The sequence below is a fragment of the Pseudoclavibacter sp. RFBJ3 genome (genome assembly GCF_002931375.1).
Classification (GTDB): domain Bacteria; phylum Actinomycetota; class Actinomycetes; order Actinomycetales; family Microbacteriaceae; genus Pseudoclavibacter.
The window spans coordinates 454,832-477,656 of record NZ_PSXZ01000004.1; the positions used below are offsets into that span (position 1 = coordinate 454,832).

Annotated in this window: 22 protein-coding genes; 19 read left to right on the forward strand and 3 right to left on the reverse strand. The window is 68.2% G+C overall.

Features of this window, described 5'->3' with window-relative positions; translation table 11 throughout:
• Positions 1–20: 20 nt before the first annotated feature.
• The 8 genes from C5E07_RS05945 (at position 21) to C5E07_RS05980 (ending at position 8,809) form a co-directional block, all read left to right on the forward strand.
• Positions 21–785, forward strand: coding sequence for a YebC/PmpR family DNA-binding transcriptional regulator (locus tag C5E07_RS05945; RefSeq protein WP_104241297.1), 765 nt, complete (start codon positions 21–23; stop codon positions 783–785).
• Between the two features lie 5 nt (positions 786–790).
• Positions 791–1,417, forward strand: coding sequence for a crossover junction endodeoxyribonuclease RuvC (gene ruvC / locus C5E07_RS05950; protein WP_104298769.1), 627 nt, complete (start codon positions 791–793; stop codon positions 1,415–1,417).
• A 4-nt stretch (positions 1,418–1,421) separates the two neighbouring features.
• Complete coding sequence (gene ruvA / locus C5E07_RS05955; protein WP_104298770.1) at positions 1,422–2,045, forward strand: Holliday junction branch migration protein RuvA; 624 nt, start codon at positions 1,422–1,424, stop codon at positions 2,043–2,045.
• Positions 2,042–3,076, forward strand: a complete 1,035-nt coding sequence (gene ruvB, locus C5E07_RS05960; RefSeq protein ID WP_104298771.1) for a Holliday junction branch migration DNA helicase RuvB — start codon at positions 2,042–2,044, stop codon at positions 3,074–3,076. The genes ruvA and ruvB overlap by 4 nt, the downstream gene beginning before the upstream one ends.
• A gap of 125 nt (positions 3,077–3,201) precedes the next feature.
• Complete coding sequence (gene yajC / locus C5E07_RS05965; protein WP_181057836.1) at positions 3,202–3,597, forward strand: preprotein translocase subunit YajC; 396 nt, start codon at positions 3,202–3,204, stop codon at positions 3,595–3,597.
• Between the two features lie 58 nt (positions 3,598–3,655).
• Complete coding sequence (gene secD / locus C5E07_RS05970) at positions 3,656–5,419, forward strand: protein translocase subunit SecD (protein WP_258063784.1); 1,764 nt, start codon at positions 3,656–3,658, stop codon at positions 5,417–5,419.
• Positions 5,419–6,489, forward strand: coding sequence for a protein translocase subunit SecF (gene secF, locus C5E07_RS05975; protein WP_104241292.1), 1,071 nt, complete (start codon positions 5,419–5,421; stop codon positions 6,487–6,489). The genes secD and secF overlap by 1 nt, the downstream gene beginning before the upstream one ends.
• Positions 6,490–6,574: 85 nt before the next feature.
• Positions 6,575–8,809 carry a bifunctional (p)ppGpp synthetase/guanosine-3',5'-bis(diphosphate) 3'-pyrophosphohydrolase gene (locus C5E07_RS05980; protein WP_104241291.1) on the forward strand — a complete coding sequence of 745 codons (2,235 nt, stop codon included), beginning with the start codon at positions 6,575–6,577 and terminating at the stop codon, positions 8,807–8,809.
• Here the strand turns inward: C5E07_RS05980 and C5E07_RS05985 are convergent.
• The 3 genes from C5E07_RS05985 to C5E07_RS05995 all read right to left on the reverse strand — a co-directional run bounded on the left by C5E07_RS05985 (position 8,796) and on the right by C5E07_RS05995 (position 11,560).
• Positions 8,796–9,341, reverse strand: a complete 546-nt coding sequence (locus tag C5E07_RS05985; RefSeq protein ID WP_146080531.1) for a hypothetical protein — start codon at positions 9,339–9,341, stop codon at positions 8,796–8,798. The two genes, C5E07_RS05980 and C5E07_RS05985, sit on opposite strands and share 14 nt — an antisense overlap.
• A gap of 70 nt (positions 9,342–9,411) precedes the next feature.
• Positions 9,412–10,644: a DUF349 domain-containing protein gene (locus C5E07_RS05990; protein ID WP_104298773.1), complete on the reverse strand. Its 1,233-nt coding sequence runs from the start codon at positions 10,642–10,644 to the stop codon at positions 9,412–9,414.
• A 136-nt stretch (positions 10,645–10,780) separates the two neighbouring features.
• Complete coding sequence (locus tag C5E07_RS05995; RefSeq protein WP_104298774.1) at positions 10,781–11,560, reverse strand: peptidylprolyl isomerase; 780 nt, start codon at positions 11,558–11,560, stop codon at positions 10,781–10,783.
• A gap of 69 nt (positions 11,561–11,629) precedes the next feature.
• Between C5E07_RS05995 and C5E07_RS06000 the strand changes: the two genes are divergently transcribed.
• The 11 genes from C5E07_RS06000 (at position 11,630) to aroB (ending at position 22,825) form a co-directional block, all read left to right on the forward strand.
• Positions 11,630–12,955, forward strand: a complete 1,326-nt coding sequence (locus C5E07_RS06000; protein WP_104241287.1) for a replication-associated recombination protein A — start codon at positions 11,630–11,632, stop codon at positions 12,953–12,955.
• 198 nt (positions 12,956–13,153) lie between these two features.
• Positions 13,154–13,783 (forward strand): 30S ribosomal protein S4, encoded by a 630-nt coding sequence (gene rpsD, locus C5E07_RS06005; RefSeq protein WP_104241286.1) that lies wholly within the window; start codon positions 13,154–13,156, stop codon positions 13,781–13,783.
• Positions 13,784–14,005: 222 nt separating this feature from the next.
• Positions 14,006–14,431: a DUF948 domain-containing protein gene (locus tag C5E07_RS06010; RefSeq protein ID WP_104241285.1), complete on the forward strand. Its 426-nt coding sequence runs from the start codon at positions 14,006–14,008 to the stop codon at positions 14,429–14,431.
• 38 nt (positions 14,432–14,469) lie between these two features.
• Positions 14,470–14,664: a Na+ dependent nucleoside transporter N-terminal domain-containing protein gene (locus C5E07_RS06015; protein WP_104241284.1), complete on the forward strand. Its 195-nt coding sequence runs from the start codon at positions 14,470–14,472 to the stop codon at positions 14,662–14,664.
• Between the two features lie 72 nt (positions 14,665–14,736).
• Positions 14,737–17,406: an alanine--tRNA ligase gene (gene alaS, locus C5E07_RS06020; RefSeq protein WP_104298775.1), complete on the forward strand. Its 2,670-nt coding sequence runs from the start codon at positions 14,737–14,739 to the stop codon at positions 17,404–17,406.
• The gene (gene ruvX / locus C5E07_RS06025; RefSeq protein ID WP_104298776.1) at positions 17,399–17,905 is read left to right on the forward strand and encodes a Holliday junction resolvase RuvX; all 507 of its coding nucleotides are present in this window, start codon (positions 17,399–17,401) and stop codon (positions 17,903–17,905) included. Before alaS ends, ruvX begins: the two co-directional genes overlap by 8 nt.
• 157 nt (positions 17,906–18,062) lie before the next feature.
• Positions 18,063–19,103 carry an endolytic transglycosylase MltG gene (mltG, locus tag C5E07_RS06030; protein WP_181057852.1) on the forward strand — a complete coding sequence of 347 codons (1,041 nt, stop codon included), beginning with the start codon at positions 18,063–18,065 and terminating at the stop codon, positions 19,101–19,103.
• Complete coding sequence (locus tag C5E07_RS06035) at positions 19,096–19,962, forward strand: shikimate dehydrogenase (protein ID WP_104298777.1); 867 nt, start codon at positions 19,096–19,098, stop codon at positions 19,960–19,962. The genes mltG and C5E07_RS06035 overlap by 8 nt, the downstream gene beginning before the upstream one ends.
• A gap of 4 nt (positions 19,963–19,966) precedes the next feature.
• On the forward strand, positions 19,967–21,238 hold the full coding sequence (gene aroC, locus C5E07_RS06040) for a chorismate synthase (RefSeq protein ID WP_104241280.1): 1,272 nt from the start codon (positions 19,967–19,969) through the stop codon (positions 21,236–21,238).
• Entirely contained in the window at positions 21,235–21,750 is a 516-nt protein-coding gene (locus C5E07_RS06045) for a shikimate kinase (protein ID WP_104241279.1), read from the forward strand. Before aroC ends, C5E07_RS06045 begins: the two co-directional genes overlap by 4 nt.
• Positions 21,743–22,825 carry a 3-dehydroquinate synthase gene (aroB, locus tag C5E07_RS06050; protein ID WP_374953189.1) on the forward strand — a complete coding sequence of 361 codons (1,083 nt, stop codon included), beginning with the start codon at positions 21,743–21,745 and terminating at the stop codon, positions 22,823–22,825. Before C5E07_RS06045 ends, aroB begins: the two co-directional genes overlap by 8 nt.

The window sequence follows — 22,825 nt, forward strand, 5'->3', positions numbered from 1 at the left end:
GCTAGAACAACGGAGAACAGATGTCCGGACACTCCAAGTGGGCGACGACCAAGCACAAGAAGGCCATCATCGACTCGCGTCGCGCGAAGTCGTTCGCCAAGCTCATCAAGAACATCGAGGTCGCGGCGAAGATCGGCGGCGCCGACATCGCTGGCAACCCCACACTGGCTGACGCCATCCAGAAGGCGAAGAAGACCAGCGTCCCGATCGACAACATCAACCGGGCCGTCAAGCGCGGCGCGGGCCTCACGGGTGAGTCGATCGACTACACCACGATCATGTACGAGGGATACGGCCCCGGTGGCATCGCGCTGCTCATCGAGTGCCTCACCGACAACAAGAACCGCGCGGCGGCCGAGGTGCGGACGGCAATGAGCCGCAACGGCGGCAACATGGCGGACCCGGGCTCCGTTGCCTTCAACTTCGAGCGCAAGGGCGTCATCGTCGTCCCTCACGAGGAGACCCCCACCGAGGACGACGTGCTCGAGGTCGTCCTCGACGCCGGCGCCGAGGAGGTCATCGACCACGGGCACGTGTTCGAGATCCGCACGGAGGCCAGCGAGATGGTCGGCGCACGCACGGCCCTGCAGGCCGCTGGCATCGACTACGACTCCGCCGACGCCGAGTTCGTGCCGAACGTCAAGGTCGAGGCCGACGCCGACACCGCTCGCAAGGTGTTCCGCCTCATCGACGCGCTCGAGGACAGCGACGACGTGCAGAACATCTTCACGAACATCGACGTCTCCGCCGAGGTGCAGCAGCAGCTCTCCGAAGACGACGAGTAGTCCGAGTGCCGCGGCGAATCCTGGGCATCGACCCCGGCCTCACGCGCTGCGGCCTCGGCATCGTCGACGCGCACGGCCGACAGCGTGTCGAGTTCGTGCACGTCTCGGTGGTCACGTCAGCTCCCGGAGATGAGCTGCAGCGGCGCCTCCGACTCCTCGCAGACGGCATCGAGGCCGTGCTCGACGAGTTCAAGCCGGATGCCATCGCCCTGGAGCGCGTCTTCGCCCAGCAGAACCTGCCGAGCGTCATGGGGGTCGCCCAGATCTCTGGAGTGATCCTCGTCGCGGCGGAACGTCGGGGCATCGCCGCTGTCCTGCACACCCCGTCGGAGGTCAAGGCCGCCGTCACCGGCTACGGCTCAGCCGAGAAGAAGCAGGTCGGCACGATGGTGCAGCGCATCCTGCGACTCGACGACATCCCCAAGCCGGCCGACGCCGCCGACGCGTTGGCGCTCGCTATCTGCTCGGCTTGGAAATCCCCGCTCGACGCCTTCAAGTCAGCGAGGGGCCAGACGCCAGCGCAGCGAGCCGTCGCGTCAGCCGGGCGGCCTGCGGACGCGCCGACAACCGCGCAGAGCGCGTGGCTCGCCGCCGAGCGTGCCGCGAAATCCCGCGGCCGCCGCGTACGGTAGACCGGTGATTGCTTCCCTCCGCGGCCAGGTGCTGTACCGGACCGCCACAACGGTCACGATCGAGGCCGCGGGTGTCGGCTACCAGGTCTTCGTGACCCCAGCGCATGCCCTGCAGCTCCGCCTCGACACCGAGGTGCTGCTGCGCACGCACCTCGTCGTCCGCGAAGACGCCTGGACCCTGTACGGGTTCCAGCGACCCGAGGAACTCGAGATCTTCGAGCACCTCATCACGGTCACCGGAGTCGGTCCCAAGTCCGCGCTCGGCGTGCTCGCTCATCTCGAGCCGGAACAGGTCGCCCGTGCGGTCAGCGAAGAGGACGTCAAGGCCTTCACGGCAGTGAGCGGCATCGGCCCCAAGACCGCCAAGCTCATCATCCTCTCGCTCGCGGGCAAGATCGCTCTCGCGCCTGCCCCGGGCACGACCACGGGGGAGCCGTCCTCCGACAGCGGAGCGGCGGCGGTGCGCCGCGACGTGGTCGAAGCGCTGCTCGGCCTCGGCTACGCAGAACGGCAGGCTTCGCCCGCGGTCGAGGACGCCGCGAAGGCGCTCGAGGGTGAAGAGCAGGACGTCGCGAAGCTGCTGCGGGCCACACTCAAGCTGCTCGGGCCGGCCGGGAGCCGATCGTGACCGACGCCTCGCACATCCCGGAAGCACCCGAGTCCGAGGCGGAGATCGCCTTCGAGGGAGCCCTCAGACCGGCGAACCTCGCCGAGTTCGTCGGCCAGGCGAAGGTGCGAGTGCAGTTGGAGCTGCTCCTCAAGGCAGCCGCCCTGCAGAGTCGCACCCCAGACCACATCCTGCTCGCGGGCCCCCCTGGCCTCGGAAAGACGACGCTGGCTCTCATCGTCGCCGAGGAGACGGGGCAGCCCATTCGGCTCACGAGCGGTCCGGCGCTGCAGCACGCGGGCGACCTGGCGGCCGTCCTCTCCAGTCTGGTGCCGGGTGAGCTGCTGTTCATCGACGAGATCCACCGCATGGCGCGCACGGCCGAGGAGATGCTGTACCTCGCCATGGAGGACTACCGCATCGACATCATGGTCGGCAAGGGCGCTGGCGCCACGAGCGTTCCGCTCGAGCTGGCCCCCTTCACCGTCATCGGCGCCACCACCCGGGCGGGCCTCCTCCCGAACCCACTTCGCGACCGCTTCGGCTTCACCGCGCACCTCGAGTTCTACGAGGACGCCGAGCTGGAACGGGTCCTCGCCCGTGCGGCCCGCCTGCTCGACCTCCGCGTCGACGACGCGGCGCTCGCCGAGATCGCGACCCGGAGCCGGGGCACACCGCGAATCGCGAACCGACTCCTCCGGCGAGTGCGCGACTACGCCCTCGTCCACGAGACCGACGCCAACGAGCAGGCCGTGCAGCACGCACTCCTGGTCTACGACGTGGACGCGCTCGGCCTCGACCGCCTCGACCGCGCCGTCCTGCAAGCGCTCATCGATCGCTTCGCCGGGGGACCGGTCGGCGTGAGATCGCTGGCCGTCTCCGTCGGCGAGGAGGCGGAGACCGTCGAGAGCGTGGTCGAACCCTTCCTCGTCCGGACCGGCCTCGTCACCCGCACGCAGAGGGGCCGCGTCGCAACGCAGCAGGCCTACGCGCACCTCGGGCGCACCCTCCCTGGCGGGGGAGCACCCCAGCGGTCAGCTCTCGACATCTAGGAACCAGCTTCACCCCTCCAGCTCTTGCTGAGCGACATCCGGACGACCGCGACGTACACTAGATGCGTTTGCCGTCGTTCCGGGCGTGCATAGTCGTAGTACGGACTGCCAGAAAGGCACCCACAATGGATCTCACGCTTCTCCTTCCCCTCGTCCTCCTCGGCGTCATGATCTTCTTCATGTGGCGCAGCAACAAGAAGAGGTCCCAGCAGCAGCAGGAGATGCGCAGCAGCGCGGTCATCGGCGCGGATGTCATGACGCAGAGCGGCGTCTACGGCACGATCGTCGACATCGACGAGGAGAACAACATCACGACGATCGAGTCGGAGCCGGGCACTCGCCTTCGCGTCCACTCGATGACCGTCGCGAACATCCTCACACCGGCCGTCCCGGACGACGCTTCCGCGCTCTCCGAGCACGAGGCCGTCGAAGAGCGTCCCGAGCTCGAGGCCGAGGCTGAGTCCGAGCGTCGCGACAGCGACAACGGGTCCGAGTCCGGACCGAACATCAACAAGGCGTAGGCGACTCCCTCACCTCTCACGCACGGGCCTCGTCTTGAGGTCAGAAGGCAGAACTCTCTTGGCGAAGTCGACAACGTCATCGGCGCGTCGTGGTCGGGGTGCTGGCATCGTCCAGCGCGCCTGGCGCACGCTCACGTGGCTCTTGATCCTCATCCTTGCCCTCGTGGGCCTCAACTGGCTGGCCGTCGCCACGCAAGGCGGTCAGTGGACGCCTCGCCTCGCGCTCGACCTCGAGGGTGGTACCCAGGTCGTGCTCGCGGCGCAGCTGCCGGAGGGCCAGGCAGACCCGTCGTCCGAGCAGATGCAGCAGGCGGTCTCGATCATCCGCCAGCGCATCGACGCGTCCGGCGTCTCCGAGGCGGAGATCACCACCCAGGGCGGTCGGAACATCGTCGTCTCCGTCCCAGGTGAGATGGACCAGCTCACGCGAGACCGCATCGAGAACTCGGCCAAGCTCGAGTTCCGTGCCGTGCTCGTCGCGGACCAGGCCGCGAACAGCCAGGCCATCCCGGCCGACCAGCTGCCAGAGGAGCTCTCGACGACGCCCACCGCGGAGCCGACGAACGCGAGCGACCTCAACTGGGTCACCGAGCAGATGTACGTCGACTTCCTGCAGTTCAACTGCGCCGACCTCGCACCCGCTGCGGACATCGACCCGACCCAGCCGCTCATCACCTGCGACGACAGCGGGACGGAGAAGTACGTCCTGGGGCCGGTCGAGGTGACCGGTGAGCGCATCGCGGACGCCTCGAGCGGTCTCACGACCACGAGCACCGGCGCGACCACCAACCAGTGGGCCGTGAACATCGAGTTCGATGCGCAGGGCACGCAGGAGTTCGCTGCCGTGACCGAGCGACTCGTCGGGTTGACGGAGAACCAGAACCGCTTCGCCGTCACGCTCGACAACCAGGTCATCGTGGCTCCGACCACCAACGCGGCGATCACCGACGGCAAGCCGCAGATCTCAGGAAACTTCAACGAGGAGAGCGCCAAGGCCCTCGCCGACCAGCTGAAGTTCGGCGCGCTGCCCTTCAACTTCGTCGCGCAGTCGACCTCCACCATCTCGGCGACCCTGGGCAGCTCGCAGCTTGTGAACGGCCTCATCGCCGGTCTCATCGGGCTCGCGGCCGTCGTCGTCTACTCGCTGTTCCAGTACCGCACGCTCGGACTCGTGACCGTCGCGTCGCTGGTCATCGCCGCGGCCCTGACCTACATCGTCGTCACGTATCTCTCCAACCAAGAGGGGTACAGGCTCTCGCTGGCGGGTGTCGCGGGCCTCATCGTCGCCATCGGCATCACGGCCGACTCGTTCATCGTCTACTTCGAGCGCATCAAGGATGAGCTGAGAGACGGCAAGGGGCTGGTCTCGGCCGTCGAGGGCGGCTGGACACGCGCCATCCGAACGATCCTCGCATCGGACGCCGTCAACTTCCTCGTGGCCATCGTGCTCCTGTTCGTGGCCGTCGGCAACGTGCGCGGCTTCGCGCTGACACTCGGCATCACGACGATCATCGACATCATCGTGGTCACCCTCTTCACCCACCCCCTCATGCGCCTGCTCGCTCGGACACCGTTCTTCGCGGACGGACACCCCGCCTCGGGCCTCGATCCCAGATCGCTCGGCGCGGTGTACCGCGGCCGCGGCACGTTCCGCACCCCGGAGCAGAAGAAGCGCGGCGCAACACGCGAGGCCGAGCGCCGACAGACGCTCGCCGAGCGCAAGGCAGAAGCCGCCAAGAAGGCCGGCGGCGATGACCTCGTGGCGGCCGGATCGGCCAATGCCGATCAGACGTCGACCACGAGCAATGGGGAGAAGGCCTGATGAGCAAGTTCCAGACCCTGGGCAACGACCTGTACACGGGGGAGCGCTCGTTCAACTTCGTCGGCAGACGGAAGATCTGGTTCTCCATCGCGGGAATCGCAGTCCTCATCTCGATCCTCGTGCCGATCCTCCGCGGAGGCCTCGAGCTCGGCATCGAGTTCACCGGTGGCTCCGAGTTCCTGGTCTCGCAGCCGGCGACCGACGAGCAGGAGCCGGCCATCGCGGCCGCCGCCGAGTTCACGGCGACCCCCGCGAAGGTCGCGGTCCTCGGCGACGGCGGAATCCGCGTGCAGACCGACGCCCTCTCCGAGGACGCCAACACAGAGCTTCGCGCGCAGCTCGCCGAGGCGTACTCCGTGCCTGTCGAGGACGTCAACCTGTCCACGATCGGGCCATCGTGGGGGCAGGACATCACGCGTCAGATGGTGATCGGCCTCGGCGTCTTCGTGGCGATCGCCGCCATCCTCATGTCGCTGTACTTCCGCACTTGGAAGATGTCGATCGCGGCGCTCGTCGCCCTCGCCCATGACCTCGTCGTGACGGCGGGCGTCTACGCCGTCACCGGCGTCGAGGTGACTCCTGCGGCCGTCATCGGCTTCCTCACCATCCTCGGCTACTCCCTCTACGACACCGTCGTGGTCTTCGACAAGATCCGTGAGAACGCCGAGGACTACAACGCGGAGTCCTCCCGGACCTTCGGCGAGCTCGTGAACCTGGCCATCAACCAGACCCTCGTGCGCTCGATCAACACCTCGGTCGTGGCGCTGCTCCCGGTCGGAGCGATCCTGTTCATCGGCGCCTTCCTCATGGGCGCGGGCACGCTGCGGGACATCGCCCTCGCACTGTTCATCGGAATCTTCGTCGGAGCGCTCTCCACGATCTTCGTCGCGGGCCCGCTCTACGCGGCGCTGCGCTCACGCGAGCCGGAGATCGCACGCACGGACAAGCGCATCCTCGCGGCGCGCGCGCGCACGCTCAAGGAGCGCGACGAGGCCGATGCGGACGCCGAAGACGACGAAGCGGCAGCCGCCTCGGAGTCCGAGCCGGCGCCCAAGGCCTCCGCGTCCTGAAGACACCCCGCACGGTGATAACTTGTCATCACCCTGGTCCGCGTACCCACGCAGGCCAGGGTGATGATGCATATGGAGGTGCTGCATGAGTGAAGTCTCCTCGTTGCGCTGGCGAATGCCGCGAATGTTCGCGAAGCAGCCGGTGCACGTCCTCGAGCCGATTCTCAAGTCGCTCAGAAAGCACGATCCTCGAGCGAACACGGCACTCGTGCAGCGGGCCTACGAGGTGGCGAAGGACGCCCACGAGGGGCAGTTCCGCCGCAGCGGCGAGCCCTACATCACGCACCCGGTCGCCGTCGCGAAGATCCTCGCCGATCTCGGCATCGGCTCGATCACCGTGGCGGCCGCGCTCCTCCACGACACCGTCGAAGACACCGACTACACGCTCGACGAGCTTCGATCCGACTTCGGCGACGAGATCGCGATGCTCGTCGACGGCGTGACGAAGCTCGACAAGGTCAAGTACGGCGACAACGCGCAGGCAGAGACCGTCCGCAAGATGGTCGTGGCGATGTCGAAGGACATCCGCGTCCTCGTCATCAAGCTCGCCGACCGTCTGCACAACGCTCGAACGTGGGGCTTCATGTCCCCGGAGAAGGCGAAGAGCAAGGCCAAGGAGACGCTGGAGATCTACGCGCCCCTGGCGCACCGCATGGGTATCCAGGCGATGAAGAACGAGCTCGAGGATCTCTCCTTCGCCGTCATCAATCCCAAGATCTATTCCGAGATCAAGAACCTCGTCGCCCACCGGCAGCCCGAGCGCGAGAAGTACGTACAGCGGGTCATCGCCGAGGTGCAGTCGGACCTCCGGCAGCTGAAGATGCGGGGCGACGTCTACGGGCGCCCCAAGGAGCTGTACTCGATCTACCAGAAGATGATCGTGCGGGGCCGCGACTTCGACGAGATCTACGACCTCACGGCGATCCGCCTCATCGTCGACTCGGTGCGCGACTGCTACGGCGTCCTCGGAGCCATCCATGCCAGGTGGACACCCATGCCAGGGCGATTCAAGGACTACATCGCGACACCCAAGTTCAACCTCTACCAGTCGCTGCACACCACGGTGATCGGACCGGACGGCAAACCCGTTGAGATCCAGATCCGCACGATCGAGATGCACCGCCGCGCAGAGTTCGGCGTCGCGGCGCACTGGATGTACAAGCAGAACGCCCAGTCCGGCAAGCAGGACAAGGCTGACGAGACCCGCACCGAGATGGCGTGGCTCAAGCACCTGAGCGACTGGCAGCAGGAGACCACCGACCCTGGAGAGTTCCTCGACTCCCTCCGCTTCGACCTCGGCGCGAAGGAGGTCTACGTCTTCACGCCCCAGGGCAAGGTCATCGGGTTGAGCGCGGGGGCCACTCCCGTCGACTTCGCGTACTCGATCCACACCGACGTCGGCCACAGGACCATGGGCGCGAAGGTCAACGGGCGTCTTCTGCCCCTCGACTCGAAGCTGCAGAACGGCGACGTCGTCGAGGTCTTCACCTCGAAGAACCCGGATGCCGGGCCGAAGCAGGACTGGCTGACCTTCGTCGCCAGCGCCCGAGCCAAGAACAAGATCAGGCAGTGGTTCTCGAAGGAGCGCCGAGACGAGGCCATCGAGCAGGGGAAGGACTCCGTCGCCAAGGCGCTGCGGAAGGCCGGTCTCCCGCTGAACAAGGACCACGTTCAGGAGGCGTTCTCCTCGGTCGCGTCGAACCTCCGCTACCTCGACGTGACCGCCCTCTACGCCGCAGTCGGCGACGGGCACGTCTCGACCCAGTCGGTCATGGAGAAGCTGCAGGCAGCCCTCCGCCAGGAGCAGGACGTCCCCGCCGCGGATGAGGCGCCGCAGTTCACCCCCGGCACGACGATCCCGACCACGAGCGACTCCGGCGTCCTCGTCCGGGGTGCACCGGACATCCTCGTCAAGGTCGCCAAGTGCTGCACCCCCGTGCCCGGTGACGACATCCTGGGCTTCGTCACACGCGGCCAGGGCGTCTCCGTGCACCGCGCGGACTGCAACAACGTCGCGAGCCTCCGGCGCGAGCCCGAGCGCATGATCGAGGTCCAGTGGGCCCCCAGCTCATCGAGCGTGTTCCTCGTGAACATCCAGGTCGAGGCGCTCGACCGCTCGGGACTCCTCAGCGACGTGACGCGCGTGCTGAGCGAGCACCACGTCAACATCCTCTCCGCAACCGTGCACACCTCGAAGGCTCGCCTCGCCATCAGCAAGTTCTCGTTCCAGATGGGCGACACGACGCACCTCGACCGCGTGCTCAACGCCGTCCGCAGGATCGACGGCGTCTACGACGTGTACCGGGTCAAGACGCAGTAGCGCTCGCACAGCGGGCCAGCGTCGCGCGGTCCCTCGCGAGGGAGACGAACGGCCTCCGGTGGCTGGGATAGTCAGCGAGGAGCTCCACCGGGTCCCTGGCGAGCAGCCGCACCGCGTGATCGATCGACGCCTGGCTGCTCTCCGGGTCGTGCAGGAGATCCAGGAGCGCGAGATCGGTTCGGACGACCCGGACGCCACCGACGAGCACAACGGCCTCCGGCGGCGGAGCAGTGGACCTGTACCTCACACCCGCACGTTGCCGCCTCGGCGGTCGCGCACCACGCGGGGACGCCAGCGTGACCTGCTGCGGCGCAGGGCCGCCCGCATGCACCCAGATCGCTGACGCGCCACCCACGGCGCAGCTGCCGGTCACGAGGCGCGCGAGCGTCGAAGCCCGGTCCGCCGAGGTGAGCTGCCCGGCGATCGACGCGTACCCCACGGCACACGCGTGGCCGAAGCGGAAGATCTCACCGTCCCGCTCCATGACCTGGAGCTCGGCGAAGGGCAGAAGACGAAGTGGGGCAGGATGCACGCTCGCATCCTGCCCCACTTCATGGTTCACACGGCAGACGGTCTCGACTGCCGTGGAGTGACGCTCAGCCTCAGCTGCCGATGGCGGCGAGCCAGACGCGGCGGGCTTCAAGGGCCTCTTCGGCCTCCTTGACCGCCCGCTTGTCTCCCCGCGCCTCAGCGTCGGCGCGCTCGGCCTCGAGCTTCTCGATGGCCTCGGTGAGCTGGCTGTGCATGCCCTGGCTCCGGGCCTGACGCTCGGGGTTGGACTTCTGCCAGTGATCGTCGTCGAGCTTGCGCACATGCTGCTCGATGGCACGAAGGCGGTCTTCCGTGGCCTTGAAGTTCTCGCGGGGCACACGCCCGATCTCATCCCACCGACGCTGGATGTCGGCGAGCTTCTCTCGCGCCGCCCGGCGGTCGGTCAGCTGGAGGATCGGGGTCGCCTCTTCGAGAAGAGCAGCCTTGGCCTCGAAGTTGGCGGAGTACTCGACGCTCTCTGCTGCGTCGACCTCGCCCTTGGCCTGGAAGAGCACATCTCCGGCTGCCTTGAACTGGTTCCAGAGCGCGTCGTCGTACTTGCGGCCCGCACGGCCCGCTGCCTTCCACTCGTCGAGGAGCCTGCGGTACTCAGCGACACCGTCGGCGCCGCGGGGGGCAAGCGCCTCAGCCCGCTCCAGGATCTTCGTCTTGGCATCGCGAGCCGTCTTGTGGCTCGCGTCGAGCTCCGCGAAGAAGGCCCGGCGCTCGCGCTCGAGCGTGCTGCGCGCGCCACGGAATCGCTTCCAGAGCGCGTTGGCCTCGGCCTTCGGGAGCCGGGGGCCGTCCTGCTGGTGGGTCTTCCACTTCGCGAAGAGCTCGTCGATGCTGGCCGTCGTCTGCTTCCACTGGATGGAAGCAGGAGGCTGGGCGGCGAGGCGCTCAGCCTCGACCACGATCGCCTCGCGCTCCTGGAGCGCCCCGGCGATCTCTTCCTGCTGCGCCTCGCGCTGCTGCTCGGTGAGCTCGCTGACGGTGCCGCCGAGCGCTTCGAGGCGCGAACGGAGGGCGGCGAGGTCGCCGACCGCGTTCGCGTCGCTCAGCTGTGCGCTGAGGTGCTTGGCGGACTTGGCGATGTCAGAGGCCGGGGCTCCGTTCTTGACGCGCTGCTCGAGGAGAGACACCTGGCCTTCGAGGTCGGAGAACTTGCGAACGAAGTACGCGAGGGCTTCCTCTGTCGTGCCATCGGGGTACTGGCCGACCTTGCGCTCAGTTCCATCTTCGATCACGTACACGGTGCCGTCTTCTTCGACGCGGCCCCACGGATTCTGGGGGAGTGCAGACATGGCGAGTATTCCCTCACGGTAGGCGTTTGCGCAGCTTGCGCGACTGACTCCCCATGCTAGGACACTGCGGGCGCTTCGTTCACCAGGGCATGCCCAGTCTCGCCGTCCCGCTCCGGCAGGCGGCCCGCTCGATCCGCTACTGCAGGGAGAGGGAGGTGATGACGGCGGGCGCCACGGGAGCGCCGTCGCCGCCGCCGGAAGCCGGGTCGACACCCGGCTCGACGATCCCCGCGATGAACTCGTCCAGGCCGCCCGTGACCTTTCCCATGACGGTGTAGCCGCCTGCGGCGTCGCCCGGGAGGATGGTGTCCTCGTAGACGATGAAGAACTGGCTGCCCATGCTCTCGGCGTTGCCGCCCTGGCGAGCCATGGCGATCGTGCCTGCGGGGTAGACGCCGTCTTCCGGCGCATTCTCAATGGGACCCCAGCTGTAGCCGGGCCCGCCGGTCCCCGATCCAGTCGGGTCGCCGCACTGCAGGACGAAGAGCCCCTCGGTCGTGAGTCGGTGGCAGGAGGTGTCGGTGAAGTAGTTCTGGCCGTTGAGCGAGACCATGTTCGCCACTGCCTGCGGGGCGGCTGCGCCATCGAGCTCGATGCCCAGCGTGAGGTCGCCGTTGAAGGTCATCTCGCCCGTCCAGGTGCGTCCCTCGGCCAGGGCCGGGTCCGGTACCTCGCCGGACGGCGTGGCCGCAGGGGACGTCGTCTCGTCCGCGGCGGGGGCTGGGGCTCCTGGACCGCCCGTGAAGTAGAAGACCTGCAGTGCGCCGACGACGAGGGCGACCACGACAAGAGCGATCGTCCATGTGCGGTTGTCTCGGCTGCGGCGCCGGACGCCGCGCTCGTGGACGGCGACGCGCGCCTCGTACTCGCGGGTCCGTCGACGCTGTTCGCGGGAGTTCTTGTCCGAAGTTGCCACTGTGCCTCATTCGCTTGTCTTCAGCATGCCGTGCAGGCACCAGAGGGGAGTTTACTAACATCGGGCTTCATGACAGGTGACGCGCCAAGCCTTGCGGGCACAACTGCGCCCCTCGCGGTGCGGATGCGCCCGAGATCCCTCGACGAGGTCGTGGGTCAGCGGCACCTGCTGCGCCCCGGCTCACCCCTGCGCGCCCTCGCCTCACCCGAGCAGGACACGCGTGCGGGAACGTCCGTGATCCTCTGGGGGCCACCCGGCACGGGCAAGACGACCCTCGCCCAGGCCATCGCGCACACCTCCGGCAAGCGATTCACGCAGCTCTCCGCCATCTCCGCCGGCGTGAAGGACGTGCGGCAGGTGATGGATGAGGCCCTCACCCAACGTGACCTGTACGGCATCCAGTCGGTGCTGTTCCTCGACGAGATCCACAGGTTCACCAAGGCGCAGCAGGATGCGCTGCTTCCCGGCGTGGAGAACGGCTGGGTCACGCTCGTCGCGGCGACCACGGAGAACCCCTCGTTCTCGGTCATCAGTCCGCTGCTCTCCAGGAGCCTGCTGCTCACCCTGCAGCCGCTCGACGAGGCAGACCTCATCGAGCTGCTCGACCGCGCGACCACTGACAAGCGCGGCCTCGGCGGCGCCTTCGAGGTGGCGGATGACGCCAAGCGCGCGATCGTGCAGTTCTCCTCCGGCGACGCACGACGAGCGCTCACGACCTTGGAAGCGGCGGCGGCCGCCGCTCAGGCCTCCGAGCAGACGACGATCGATGCCGAGATCGTCTCGAGTGCCTCTGACCAGGCGCTGCTCCGCTACGACCGGGACGGCGATGAGCACTACGACGTCATCAGCGCCTTCATCAAGTCGGTGCGAGGCAGCGATCCTGATGCGGCACTCCACTACCTGGCTCGCATGATCGTCGCGGGGGAGGACCCGCGTTTCATCGCCCGCAGGCTCATCGTGCTCGCGAGCGAGGATATCGGCCTCGCAGAGCCGCGGGGGCTCGAGATGGCCGTGGCCGCGGCCGACGCCGTCCAGCTCATCGGCATGCCGGAGGGACGCATCCCGCTCGCGCAGGCGACCGTCTTCCTGGCGACTGCCCCGAAGTCGAACGCTGCCTACTCGGGGATCAACGCGGCGATCGCCGACGTCAAGGCGGGCGGCATCGGCCGCGTGCCGAAGCACCTCAGGGACGCGCACTACGCCGGGGCGAAGCGCCTCGGCCACGGCAAGGGCTACCGGTATCCGCATGACGACGCACGGGGGGTCTCCGAGCAGCAGTACCTCCCCGACGAGCTGAGCCAGCGCGAGTACTACTCGCCGACCCGGTTCGGAGAAGAGCGGGAGATCGCCGCGAGGCTCGAGAAGCTGCGGGCCATCACGAAGCCAGGACTCTGAGTGCGGCTGCGGCTGTGCTAGTCTTTCTCGGTCTACCTCCCGGGGTTGCGTGCGGCTGCGCGTCCGAGAGCAAGGCGTGCAGTTTGTAGCCGACGCACGCGCGACACTGCTCAAGTTTGACGCCGGGGCATGGCCTTGGCGGAGAGCAACTTCATTTCTGCGCGCTCACGCGCGCCAAACTTCGCTCGAAAGGCAATTGTGTCCAAGACCTCACGTTCACGCAGCAAGGTGCGCCTCAGCCGCGCACTCGGCATCGCACTCACCCCGAAGGCAGAGCGCGCGCTCGAGAAGCGCCCGTACGCACCGGGAGAGCACGGCCGCACGCGTCGCAAGACCGACAGCGACTACGCCGTCCGTCTGCGCGAGAAGCAGCGTCTGCGCGCCCAGTACGGGCTCCGCGAGAAGCAGCTTCGCATCGTCTTCGAAGAGTCGCGTCGCGCGGCAGGCCTGACGGGTGAGAACCTCGTCGAGCTGCTCGAGATGCGCCTCGACGCGCTTGTCCTGCGTTCGGGCTTCGCCCGCACCACGGCACAGGCTCGTCAGCTCGTCGTGCACCGCCACATCCTCGTCGACGGCAAGCTCGTCGACCGCCCCAGCTTCCGCGTGAAGCCGGGACAGCTCGTCCAGGTCAAGCAGCGCTCGGAGGCCCTCGAGGTCTTCCAGGTCGCCGCAGCCGGTGGCCACGCGGACGTCCTCCCCAAGGTCCCCGCGTACCTCGATGTCGACCTCGCAACGCTCCAGGCGCGCCTCGTGCGCCGTCCGAAGCGCGTCGAGGTGCCGGTGACGTGTGAAGTCCAGCTCGTCGTCGAGTACTACGCTGCTCGCTAGCCAAGCAGGCGCTCCGGTTCGCCGGAACTGGCAGTTCGGGACAGTCCGAGCCGCGAGAGCCAACTAGCATAGGGGCGGGTCATCGCAAGATGGCCCGCCCCTTTGTCTGTCCTGCGGCACTGTGCCGCTCGTCTACGCGTGCGGCAGCCCCGTTCGTCTATCCGTGCGGCAGCCCCGTTCGTCTATCCGTGCGGCAGCTCGCTGCACTCAGTAAGGAGCACCATGTCTGGTGGCGACATCGCCGGCCTCATCGCGGCCGGAGTCTTCCTCGTCCTCGTCCTTCTGCTCGCGGTACCTCTGCTGAAGCTCGGCGGCGTCCTCGACGAGGTGCGCAGCGGCATCCGCGAGTCCGTCGATGCGATCACCCCGACGCTCGCCGAGACGCAGGTCACCGTCCTCGAGGCCAACAAGCAGCTCGCGAAGATCGACAGCATCACCACCCACGTGTCCGAGACGACGAGCAACGTCTCCAGCCTCGTCGCGCTCACCGCCGCCAGCGTCGGCGGCCCCCTCATCAAGCTCGCCGGGTTCTCCGCGGCAGTCCGCGCCGGCATCTCGAGCTTCAAGAGCGACGGGCCGACCAAGTCCAAGGTCAAGTCCACGCCGAAGAGCACCCCGAAGAAGCCGAAGCCGCGCGCTACGCGCTGACCAGTCCGACCCCCTCACCCCTCTTCACAGGAGTTCGCATGCGCACAGCACTCAGCATCATCGGCGGCATCGCCGCAGGGTTCGCCCTCGCTCACCTCGTCAACTCGACTCCGGCAGGGCGCAAGTTCTTCGCCGGCGTGAACGGTCGCGTCGACGAGTTCACCGAGGCCGTCGCCGAGGGCTACCGGGCCCGCACGCAGGACCTCTCCGCGGCCATCGCCGACATCAAGTAGCGCGACCAGCACATCCCCCGTCGCCTGGGCGACCTTCGTCGCCCGTCGCCAGAGAAAGAGCCACACCGCACGATGCAAACCGCTGAGATCCGTCGCCGCTACCTCGACTTCTTCGAGAAGCGCGGGCACACCGTCGTCCCTTCCGCGCCCCTCGTCAGCGACGACCCGACGATCATGTTCACGATCGCCGGCATGGTGCCGTTCATCCCGTACTTCACCGGGATCGTGCCGCCTCCGTTCGATCGCGCCGTCAGCGTGCAGAAGTGCATCAGGACCAACGACATCGAAGAGGTCGGGAAGACGCCTCGGCACGGAACCTTCTTCCAGATGTGCGGCAACTTCTCGTTCGGCGACTACTTCAAGCAGGGCGCGATCGAGTTCGCCTGGGAGCTCCTCACCTCCCCGGAGAGCTCCGGCGGTCTCGGCTTCAAGCCGGAAGACCTCTGGATCACAGTGTACGAGAAGGACGACGTCGCTCGCGGCATCTGGCGCGAGGTGACGGGCTTCAGCGACGACCGCATCCAGGGCCTCGGGATGAAGGACAACTTCTGGTCGGCCGGAGGCCCAGGCAGCCCCGCTGGCCCCTGCTCGGAGATCTTCTTCGACCGTGGCCCCGAGTACGGCGTCGACGGCGGCCCCGCCACCGATGACGACCGCTACGTCGAGATCTGGAACCTCGTCTTCATGCAGTACGAGCGAGGCGCAGGCACGACGAAGGACGACTACGAGATCGTCGCCGACCTCCCCAAGCAGAACATCGACACGGGCATGGGTCTCGAGCGCATCGCGTTCATCAAGCAGGGCGTCGACAACATGTACGAGATCGACCAGGTTCGGCCCGTGCTCGACAAGGCCGCCGAGATCTCCGGCAAGCGATACGGCGCGGTGCACACCGACGATGTGCGGATGCGCGTCGTCGCCGACCACGTGCGCTCGTCGCTCATGCTCATGGCCGACCGCGTGGAGCCGGGCAACGAAGGACGTGGCTACATCCTGCGTCGCCTGCTCCGTCGAGTCGTTCGCGCCATGCGCCTCCTCGGGTTCGAGGGGGCGAGCCTGCCGCAGCTGCTCCCAGCGTCCAAGGACGCCATGCAGGACGCCTACCCGGAGCTCGTCGATGAGTTCCCGCGCATCTCGCGCCTCGCGTACGCCGAGGAGGAGACCTTCCTCCGGACGCTCACGGCTGGCACCGCGATCCTCGACACCGCGGTCACCGAGACGCGGGCCAGCGGCGTGCAGCACCTCTCCGGTGAGACCGCGTTCAAGCTGCACGACACCTTCGGCTTCCCCATCGACCTGACCGTCGAGATCGCCGAGGAGGCAGGGGTCAGCGTCAACCGCGAGGCCTTCGAGCGCCTCATGAGCGAGCAGCGCACGCGGGCGAAGGCGGATGCCAAGTCCAAGCGCTCGGCCCTCGCCGACGTCTCGGTCTACAGCGAGTTCCGCTCGCTCGGCGAGACGACATTCGTGGGCTACACCGATCTCGCCCACGAGAGCGAGGTCCTCGGTCTCATCGTCAACGGCGTCCCCGCCGCCAGCGCAGGCGCCGGTCAGCAGGTGGAGATCATCCTCGCGAGCACCGCGCTCTACGCGGAGTCCGGGGGACAGGAGGCCGACTCCGGCCAGATCACCTCCGCGGCCCGCGGACTCGTTGCCGACGTCGTCGACGTCCAGCGGCCCATCGCCGGACTCGTCAGCCACACCGTCGCCGTCGTCTCCGGCGAGGTCGCGGTCGGCGACCGAGTGGAGACGATCGTCGACCCCGCCTACCGACGCAGCGCCAACCAGGCTCACACGGCGACGCACCTGCTGCACGCCGCGCTGCGCGACGTCCTCGGGCCAGACGCCCACCAGTCCGGCTCCTACAACAAGGCCGGCTACCTGCGGCTCGACTTCTCCTGGAGCCAGGCGCTCACGGTCGTCACGAGAGCCGAGCTCGAGGGCATCGTGAACGACGCCATCCGCGCCAACCATGTCGTCTCGACCCGGGAGATGGACCTCGACGAAGCGAAATCTCTGGGGGCTCGCGCCCTGTTCGGCGAGAAGTACGGCAGCCGCGTGCGGATGGTGGACATCGGCGGACCGTGGTCGCGCGAGCTCTGCGGCGGCACCCACGTGGGCAGCTCTTCCGAGGTGGGGATCGTGAACCTCATCGGCGAGTCATCCGTCGGTTCCAGCAACCGGCGCATCGAATCACTCGTCGGCCGCGACGCCTTCGCGGACTTCGCCGTCGAGCGCGCCATCGTCTCGCAGCTCACGAGCAGCCTGAAGGCGCCGCGGGAGCAGCTTGCCGATCGCGTGCAGGACCTCGCCGCGAGCCTCAAGACCGCGCAGAAGCGCATCGCGGAGCTCGAGGCGGCGGAAGCCATGCAGCGCGTACCGGCTCTTGCCGCCGAGGCGAGCACCGCGGGGGGCGTCGTGCTCGTCGCGAAGCACCTCGGTGAGGTTCGGAGTGCCGATGAGCTCCGCTCGCTGGCGCTCGCCGTCCGCGAGCAGCTCGGTGAGCGCCCGGCCGTCGTCGCCCTCGGGGCCGCCTCGAACGGCAAGCCGATCGTGCTCGTCGCGACCAACGCCGCCGCCCGGGACACCGGTGCAGCGGCAGGCGCTCTGGTCCGTATCGCCGCCCCGATCCTCGGTGGCGGCGGCGGCGGCAAGCCGGATGTCGCCCAGGGCGGCGGCACCGACGTCGAACGGCTCGACGACGCGCTTGCCGCCATCCGCTCAGCACTGGCGAATGACTGAGTTCCGGATCGGCACCCGACTCGGCGTCGACGTGGGCAAGGCCCGCGTCGGCGTCAGCCGGAGTGATCCGCACGGCATGCTCGCCACCCCTCTCGAGACCGTGCCGCGCGACGGCGCCAAGGGCGACGCGCACGCCAGGCGCATCGCGGAACTCGTCGCCGAGTACGACGCCATCGAGATCATCGTCGGGCTGCCCCTGTCGCTGTCAGGTGCGGAGACCGCCTCGACCGCCGACGCGAGGGCCGTCGCAGAGCAGATCGCGTCGAGCTCTCCGGTGCCACTCAGGTTGGTGGACGAGCGTCTGACGACGGTGAGTGCAAGCCGCCAGCTCCGAGACGTCGGCCGGAAGGCCTCCAGGTCTCGGCACATCATCGATCAGATGGCCGCGGTGGTCATCTTGCAAACCTCGCTCGACGCGGAGCGCCAATCCGGACGTGCACCGGGTGAGCTCCTCTCCCGAAAGGATCAGGACTCTGTCGGACAACCAGACCCCCAGTAGCCACGACGGACGAAAGCGCTTCACACCTGACGACCCATTCGGCGATCTCTTCTCCGACGAGGCGGCCCCGGCAACGGATACCGGTGCTGCCAGCCCGCGGAGGGCAGGCGGCAGCCGACGCCGCGAGTCGACCGCGGCACGCCGTGGCAAGCGGAGTTTGCTCGTCATCCTCGTGCTCGTGGTCGTCGTCGCCGTGAGCGCGGCGGTCGTGTGGTTCGGGTTCGGCTCGCAGCTGCGCAGCATCTTCGGCGGCGGCGCCGCCTCCGCCGACTTCGAGGGGTCGGGAAACGGCACGGAGCTCGCCTTCACGATCGAGTCCGGCGACACCGGGACCTCGATCGGAGAGCGCCTCGCCGACGTGGGCATCGTGAAGACCTCCGGTGCCTTCGTGGATGAGGTGCTGGCTCAGCCCGAGGACCCGGTGTTCATCCCGGGCAGCTACGGCATGCAGGAGGAGATGAGCGCAGAATCAGCGCTCGTGTCGCTCCTCGACCCCGCGAACCGTCAGGAGTCGACGGTCGTGATCCCGGAAGGGACCGCCCTCCAGGACGTCTACGCCCTCATCGAGGGCGGCGTCGGCATCCCCGTCGCCGACCTCGAGGCCGCCGCGGTTCCCGCGAACTTCGGCCTCCCTGCCGAAGCCACGACCCTCGAGGGTTTCCTGTTCCCGGCGACCTACAGCTTCGATCCTGGCGTCGACGCCACGACGGTGCTCAAGACCCTGGTGGACCGCATGTTCCAGTCGCTCGACGAGCACGGAGTCGCTCCGGAAGCCCGCTGGGACACGGTGCGCCTCGCCTCGCTCATCCAGAAGGAAGCCGGGCTCAGAGAGGACTACTACAAGGTCTCGAGGGTCTTCCTGAACCGACTCGACATGGGCATGCTCCTCCAGTCGGACGCCACGGTGGCCTACGGAACGGGCAACACGCACCGGGTCTCGACGAGCGATGCCGAGCGCGCCGACGCGGCGAACGCCTACAACACCTATGTGCATCCCGGGATGGTGGTCGGCCCCATCTCGAACCCCGGCGACATCGCGATCGACGCGGCGGTGAACCCTGCGGACGGCCCCTGGGTGTACTTCGTGACCTGGAACCTCGACACGGGGGAGACCATCTTCTCCGAGACGTTCGAGGAGCACGAGGTCGCGGTCGCCAAGTGGCTGGCGTGGATGGCCGAGCACCCCGAATATGGGTGAGGCTTCGACGAGGCTCGCCGTCCTGGGGTCTCCCATCGGGCACTCGAAGTCTCCAGCGATCCACTCGGCAGCGTACGAGGTCCTCGGTCTCGACTGGAGCTACGAGCGCTTCGACGTGCCGCAGGGTGGGCTGGCGGGTTTCCTTGCGTCGAGGGGGCAGGGATGGCGCGGGTTCTCCGTGACCATGCCCCTGAAGCACGAGGCTCGCGCGTTCGCCTCGACGCTCGCGCCCCCCGCATCGGAGATCGGCGCCGTCAACACGCTGGTCTTCGACGCTGCGGACGCGGGCGCCCCGGCTCGAGGGTGGAACACGGATGTGACGGGCTTCGTCGCGGCGCTCAACGAGGCGGGTGTCCTCTCGGCTCCTCGGGTGCGGCTGCTCGGCGCTGGCGGCACGGCGGCCGCCGTCATCGCAGCGCTGCCCTCGCTGGCGGCGACCGAGCTCTCCATCGTCGTCCGAGCGCCGGAACGAGCGCAGGGCATGGCGGCGCTCGCCCGCTCGCTGGGGGTCGAGGTCGAGGTGCTGACCTTCGCTGAATTCGACGCGCTTCCCCCCGAGGCGCGCGCCGCGGAGCTCGTCGTCAACACCGTGCCGGGGGACCGGGACCACGTCGGCATCGACGCATCGTGGGTGCAGAGGGCGGTGCTCTTCGACGTGCTCTACGACCCGTGGCCCACGAAGCTCGCGACGCGCTGGCAGTCCGCCGGTGGTCAGGTGGTCTCGGGACTCGAGCTCCTCCTGGCCCAGGCACTCGTGCAGGTTCGGCTCTTCACCGGCCGCGATGAGTCGGAAGTCCTCCCCAGGGAGGCCGAGGTTCGCTCGGCGATGCGAACCGCCGCGCTGCGCGTGTCAGAATAGTCCAATGCTTCGATGGCTCACGGCCGGGGAATCCCACGGCCCAGAACTCCTTGCGATCCTCGAGGGACTCCCAGCTGGCGTCCCGCTTTCCCTCGACGATCTCCGCACCGACCTCGCCCGCCGAAAGCTCGGCCACGGCAGAGGCGCACGAATGAAGTTCGAGCAGGACGAGCTCACGCTGTCCGCCGGCGTCAGGCACGGTTTCACGATGGGGTCGCCGATCGGCATCCGCATCGGCAACACCGAGTGGCCCAAGTGGGTCGAGGTCATGAGCCCCGAGCCGGTCGACGCGGCTGTGTTCGACACGGGACGCGGTGCGAAGCTCACGCGCCCGCGACCGGGGCACGCCGACCTCATCGGCATGCAGAAGCACGGCTTCGACGAGGCGCGCCCGGTCCTCGAGCGCGCGAGTGCACGCGAGACGGCGGCGCGTGTCGCGCTCGGCGCGATCGCGAAGCGCTTCCTCTCGGAGCTCGGGATCACGACGTTGAGCCACACACTCGCCATCGGGACGGTCCGTGTGCCCGAGGACGCGCCGCTGCCCGCCTACGGCGACCTGGCCGCCATCGACGCGGATCCGGTTCGCGTGTTCGACGAGGAGACCTCCGCTGCCGCAGTCGCCCTCATCGATGAGGTCCGCAAGAGCGGCGACACGCTCGGTGGCGTGACCGAGGTGCTCGTCTGGGGCCTGCCGCCAGGCATCGGCTCCTACGTGCACTGGGATCGCCGCCTCGACGCGCGACTCGCGAAGGCGCTCATGAGCGTTCAGGCGATCAAGGGGGTTGAGGTCGGCGACGGCTTCGAGACCACACGTCGTCCAGGCACCGCGGCGCACGACCCGCTGTACGTCCGCGACGGCTCCATCGTCCGCTCCAGCGACCGTGCGGGTGGCATCGAGGGCGGCATGGCGACCGGCACGGTGCTCCGAGTCCGGGCCGGCATGAAGCCGATCGCGACCGTCCCGAAGGCCCTCCACACCGTCGACGTGGCGACGGGCGCGGATGCGGCTGCGCACCACCAGCGTTCCGACGTCTGCGCGGTCCCAGCGTCCGGTGTCGTCGTCGAGGCGATGGTGGCCCTCACGATCGCCGACTCCATCCTCGAGAAGTTCGGGGGCGACTCCGTCGGCGAGACGAAGCGAAACATCGAGAGCTACCTCGCGAGCATCCCGCCGCTGCTGCGCACGTCGAGCGAGTCCGTCTCCGAGGCCGAGCTGCAGGCCGGTCCCGTCGACGAGACGCCGATGGGGGACTCGCTCAGCGAGTGGCGCGTATGAGCGTCGTGCTCATCGGCCCGCCTGCCGCGGGCAAGTCGAGGGCGGGCCGACGCCTGGCCAAGGTGCTGGACGTGAGCTACGTCGACACCGACAAGGTGATCGTCGCGCGCCACGGCGCGATCCCCGAGATCTTCGTCGAGCACGGGGAGGCCGAGTTCCGGCGTCTCGAGCGGGACGTCATCGCCGAGCACCTCGAGACCACCGAGGTCCTGTCGCTCGGTGGTGGTGCCGTGATGGATGCGCAGACCCAGTCCCGCCTCGGCGGGCACACCGTCATCCTCCTGACGGCGACTCCCGCCGCTATCGCCGAGCGCATCACCGGCAACGCGAAGCGCCCGCTCATCACGGGCATCGAGAGCTGGACCCAGATCTACGAAGCACGCCGCGAGACCTACGAACGTCTCGCGGATGCGACGTTCGACACTTCATTCCGGCCCATGGTCCGCGTCGTCGAAGACATCGCGGAGTGGCTGGAGCAGCAGACCAAGGAAGGACCAAGCGACGTTGCCTGAGATCATCGAGGTTCCCGGCGCCCACGGCGACATCATCATCGGGGCTGGTCAGTTCCGCGAGGCGGCTGCGGTCATCCCCGGCCTCCTCGGGGAGGGCGTCGCCAAGGTCCTGATCGTGCACGCGCCCCACCTGGCGGATGTCGCCGAGCGGGTGCGCGAGCAGCTTGTCGGCGAGTACAACCAGGTGCTCATCGCGGAGATCCCGGATGCCGAGGGAGCGAAGCGCATCGAGGTCGCGGCGTTCTGCTGGCAGATCCTGGGCCAGGCCGACTTCACGAGGTCCGACGCGGTCATCACGATCGGCGGGGGAGCGACGAGCGACATCGGCGGCTTCATCGCCGCGACGTGGCTCCGGGGTGTCAAGGTCGTGCACATGCCGACGACGGTGCTCGCCATGGTCGACGCGGCCATCGGCGGCAAGACGGGCCTCAACACCAACGAGGGCAAGAACCTCGTCGGCTCCTTCCACCCGCCGGCGGGGGTCGTCATCGACCCGGAGATCCTGGCCGGACTCCCTCGCAACGAGCTGCTGGCCGGCTTCGCCGAGGTCGTGAAGGCCGGCTTCATCGCCGAGCCCGAGATCCTCGACATCATCGAGCGCGACCCGGAGCGCGCGACCGACCCGACCACGCCCGAGTTCCTGCGGGTGCTCGAGCTCGCGATCCGCGTCAAGGCGAGGGTCGTCGGCGAGGACTTCACCGAGCAGGGCCTGCGCGAGATCCTCAACTACGGGCACACGCTCGGCCACGCCATCGAGAACGCGGAACGGTACCAATGGCGTCATGGCGCCGCCATCTCCATCGGCATGGCGTTCGTCGCCGAGCTGGCCCGCCTCTCGGGGCGCCTCGACGACGCCACGGCGGATCGACACAAGTCCATCCTCGAATTGCTCGGCCTGCCCACGAGCTACCCGGCCGGCCGCTGGAAGACGCTCCTCGCGACGATGCGTCGGGACAAGAAGGCTCGCGGAGCCATGCTGCGCTTCGTCGTGCTCGACGGGCTCGGCCGTCCCACGATCATGCAGGCGCCGGACGAGAGCCTGCTGTTCGCCGCGTACCAGGAGATCGCCAGCTAG

Excerpts from the sequence above, each read along its gene's own strand:
- aroC (WP_104241280.1), top strand. The coding sequence starts at position 19,967 with ATGCTTCGATGGCTCACGGCCGGGGAATCCCACGGCCCAGAACTCCTT.
- yajC (WP_181057836.1), top strand. The coding sequence starts at position 3,202 with ATGGATCTCACGCTTCTCCTTCCCCTCGTCCTCCTCGGCGTCATGATC.
- C5E07_RS06035 (WP_104298777.1), top strand. The coding sequence starts at position 19,096 with ATGGGTGAGGCTTCGACGAGGCTCGCCGTCCTGGGGTCTCCCATCGGG.
- C5E07_RS05980 (WP_104241291.1), top strand. The coding sequence starts at position 6,575 with ATGAGTGAAGTCTCCTCGTTGCGCTGGCGAATGCCGCGAATGTTCGCG.
- alaS (WP_104298775.1), top strand. The coding sequence starts at position 14,737 with ATGCAAACCGCTGAGATCCGTCGCCGCTACCTCGACTTCTTCGAGAAG.
- C5E07_RS06015 (WP_104241284.1), top strand. The coding sequence starts at position 14,470 with ATGCGCACAGCACTCAGCATCATCGGCGGCATCGCCGCAGGGTTCGCC.
- C5E07_RS06045 (WP_104241279.1), top strand. The coding sequence starts at position 21,235 with ATGAGCGTCGTGCTCATCGGCCCGCCTGCCGCGGGCAAGTCGAGGGCG.
- C5E07_RS05990 (WP_104298773.1), bottom strand. The coding sequence starts at position 10,644 with ATGTCTGCACTCCCCCAGAATCCGTGGGGCCGCGTCGAAGAAGACGGC.
- secF (WP_104241292.1), top strand. The coding sequence starts at position 5,419 with ATGAGCAAGTTCCAGACCCTGGGCAACGACCTGTACACGGGGGAGCGC.
- C5E07_RS05945 (WP_104241297.1), top strand. The coding sequence starts at position 21 with ATGTCCGGACACTCCAAGTGGGCGACGACCAAGCACAAGAAGGCCATC.
- ruvX (WP_104298776.1), top strand. The coding sequence starts at position 17,399 with ATGACTGAGTTCCGGATCGGCACCCGACTCGGCGTCGACGTGGGCAAG.
- C5E07_RS06010 (WP_104241285.1), top strand. The coding sequence starts at position 14,006 with ATGTCTGGTGGCGACATCGCCGGCCTCATCGCGGCCGGAGTCTTCCTC.
- C5E07_RS06000 (WP_104241287.1), top strand. The coding sequence starts at position 11,630 with ATGACAGGTGACGCGCCAAGCCTTGCGGGCACAACTGCGCCCCTCGCG.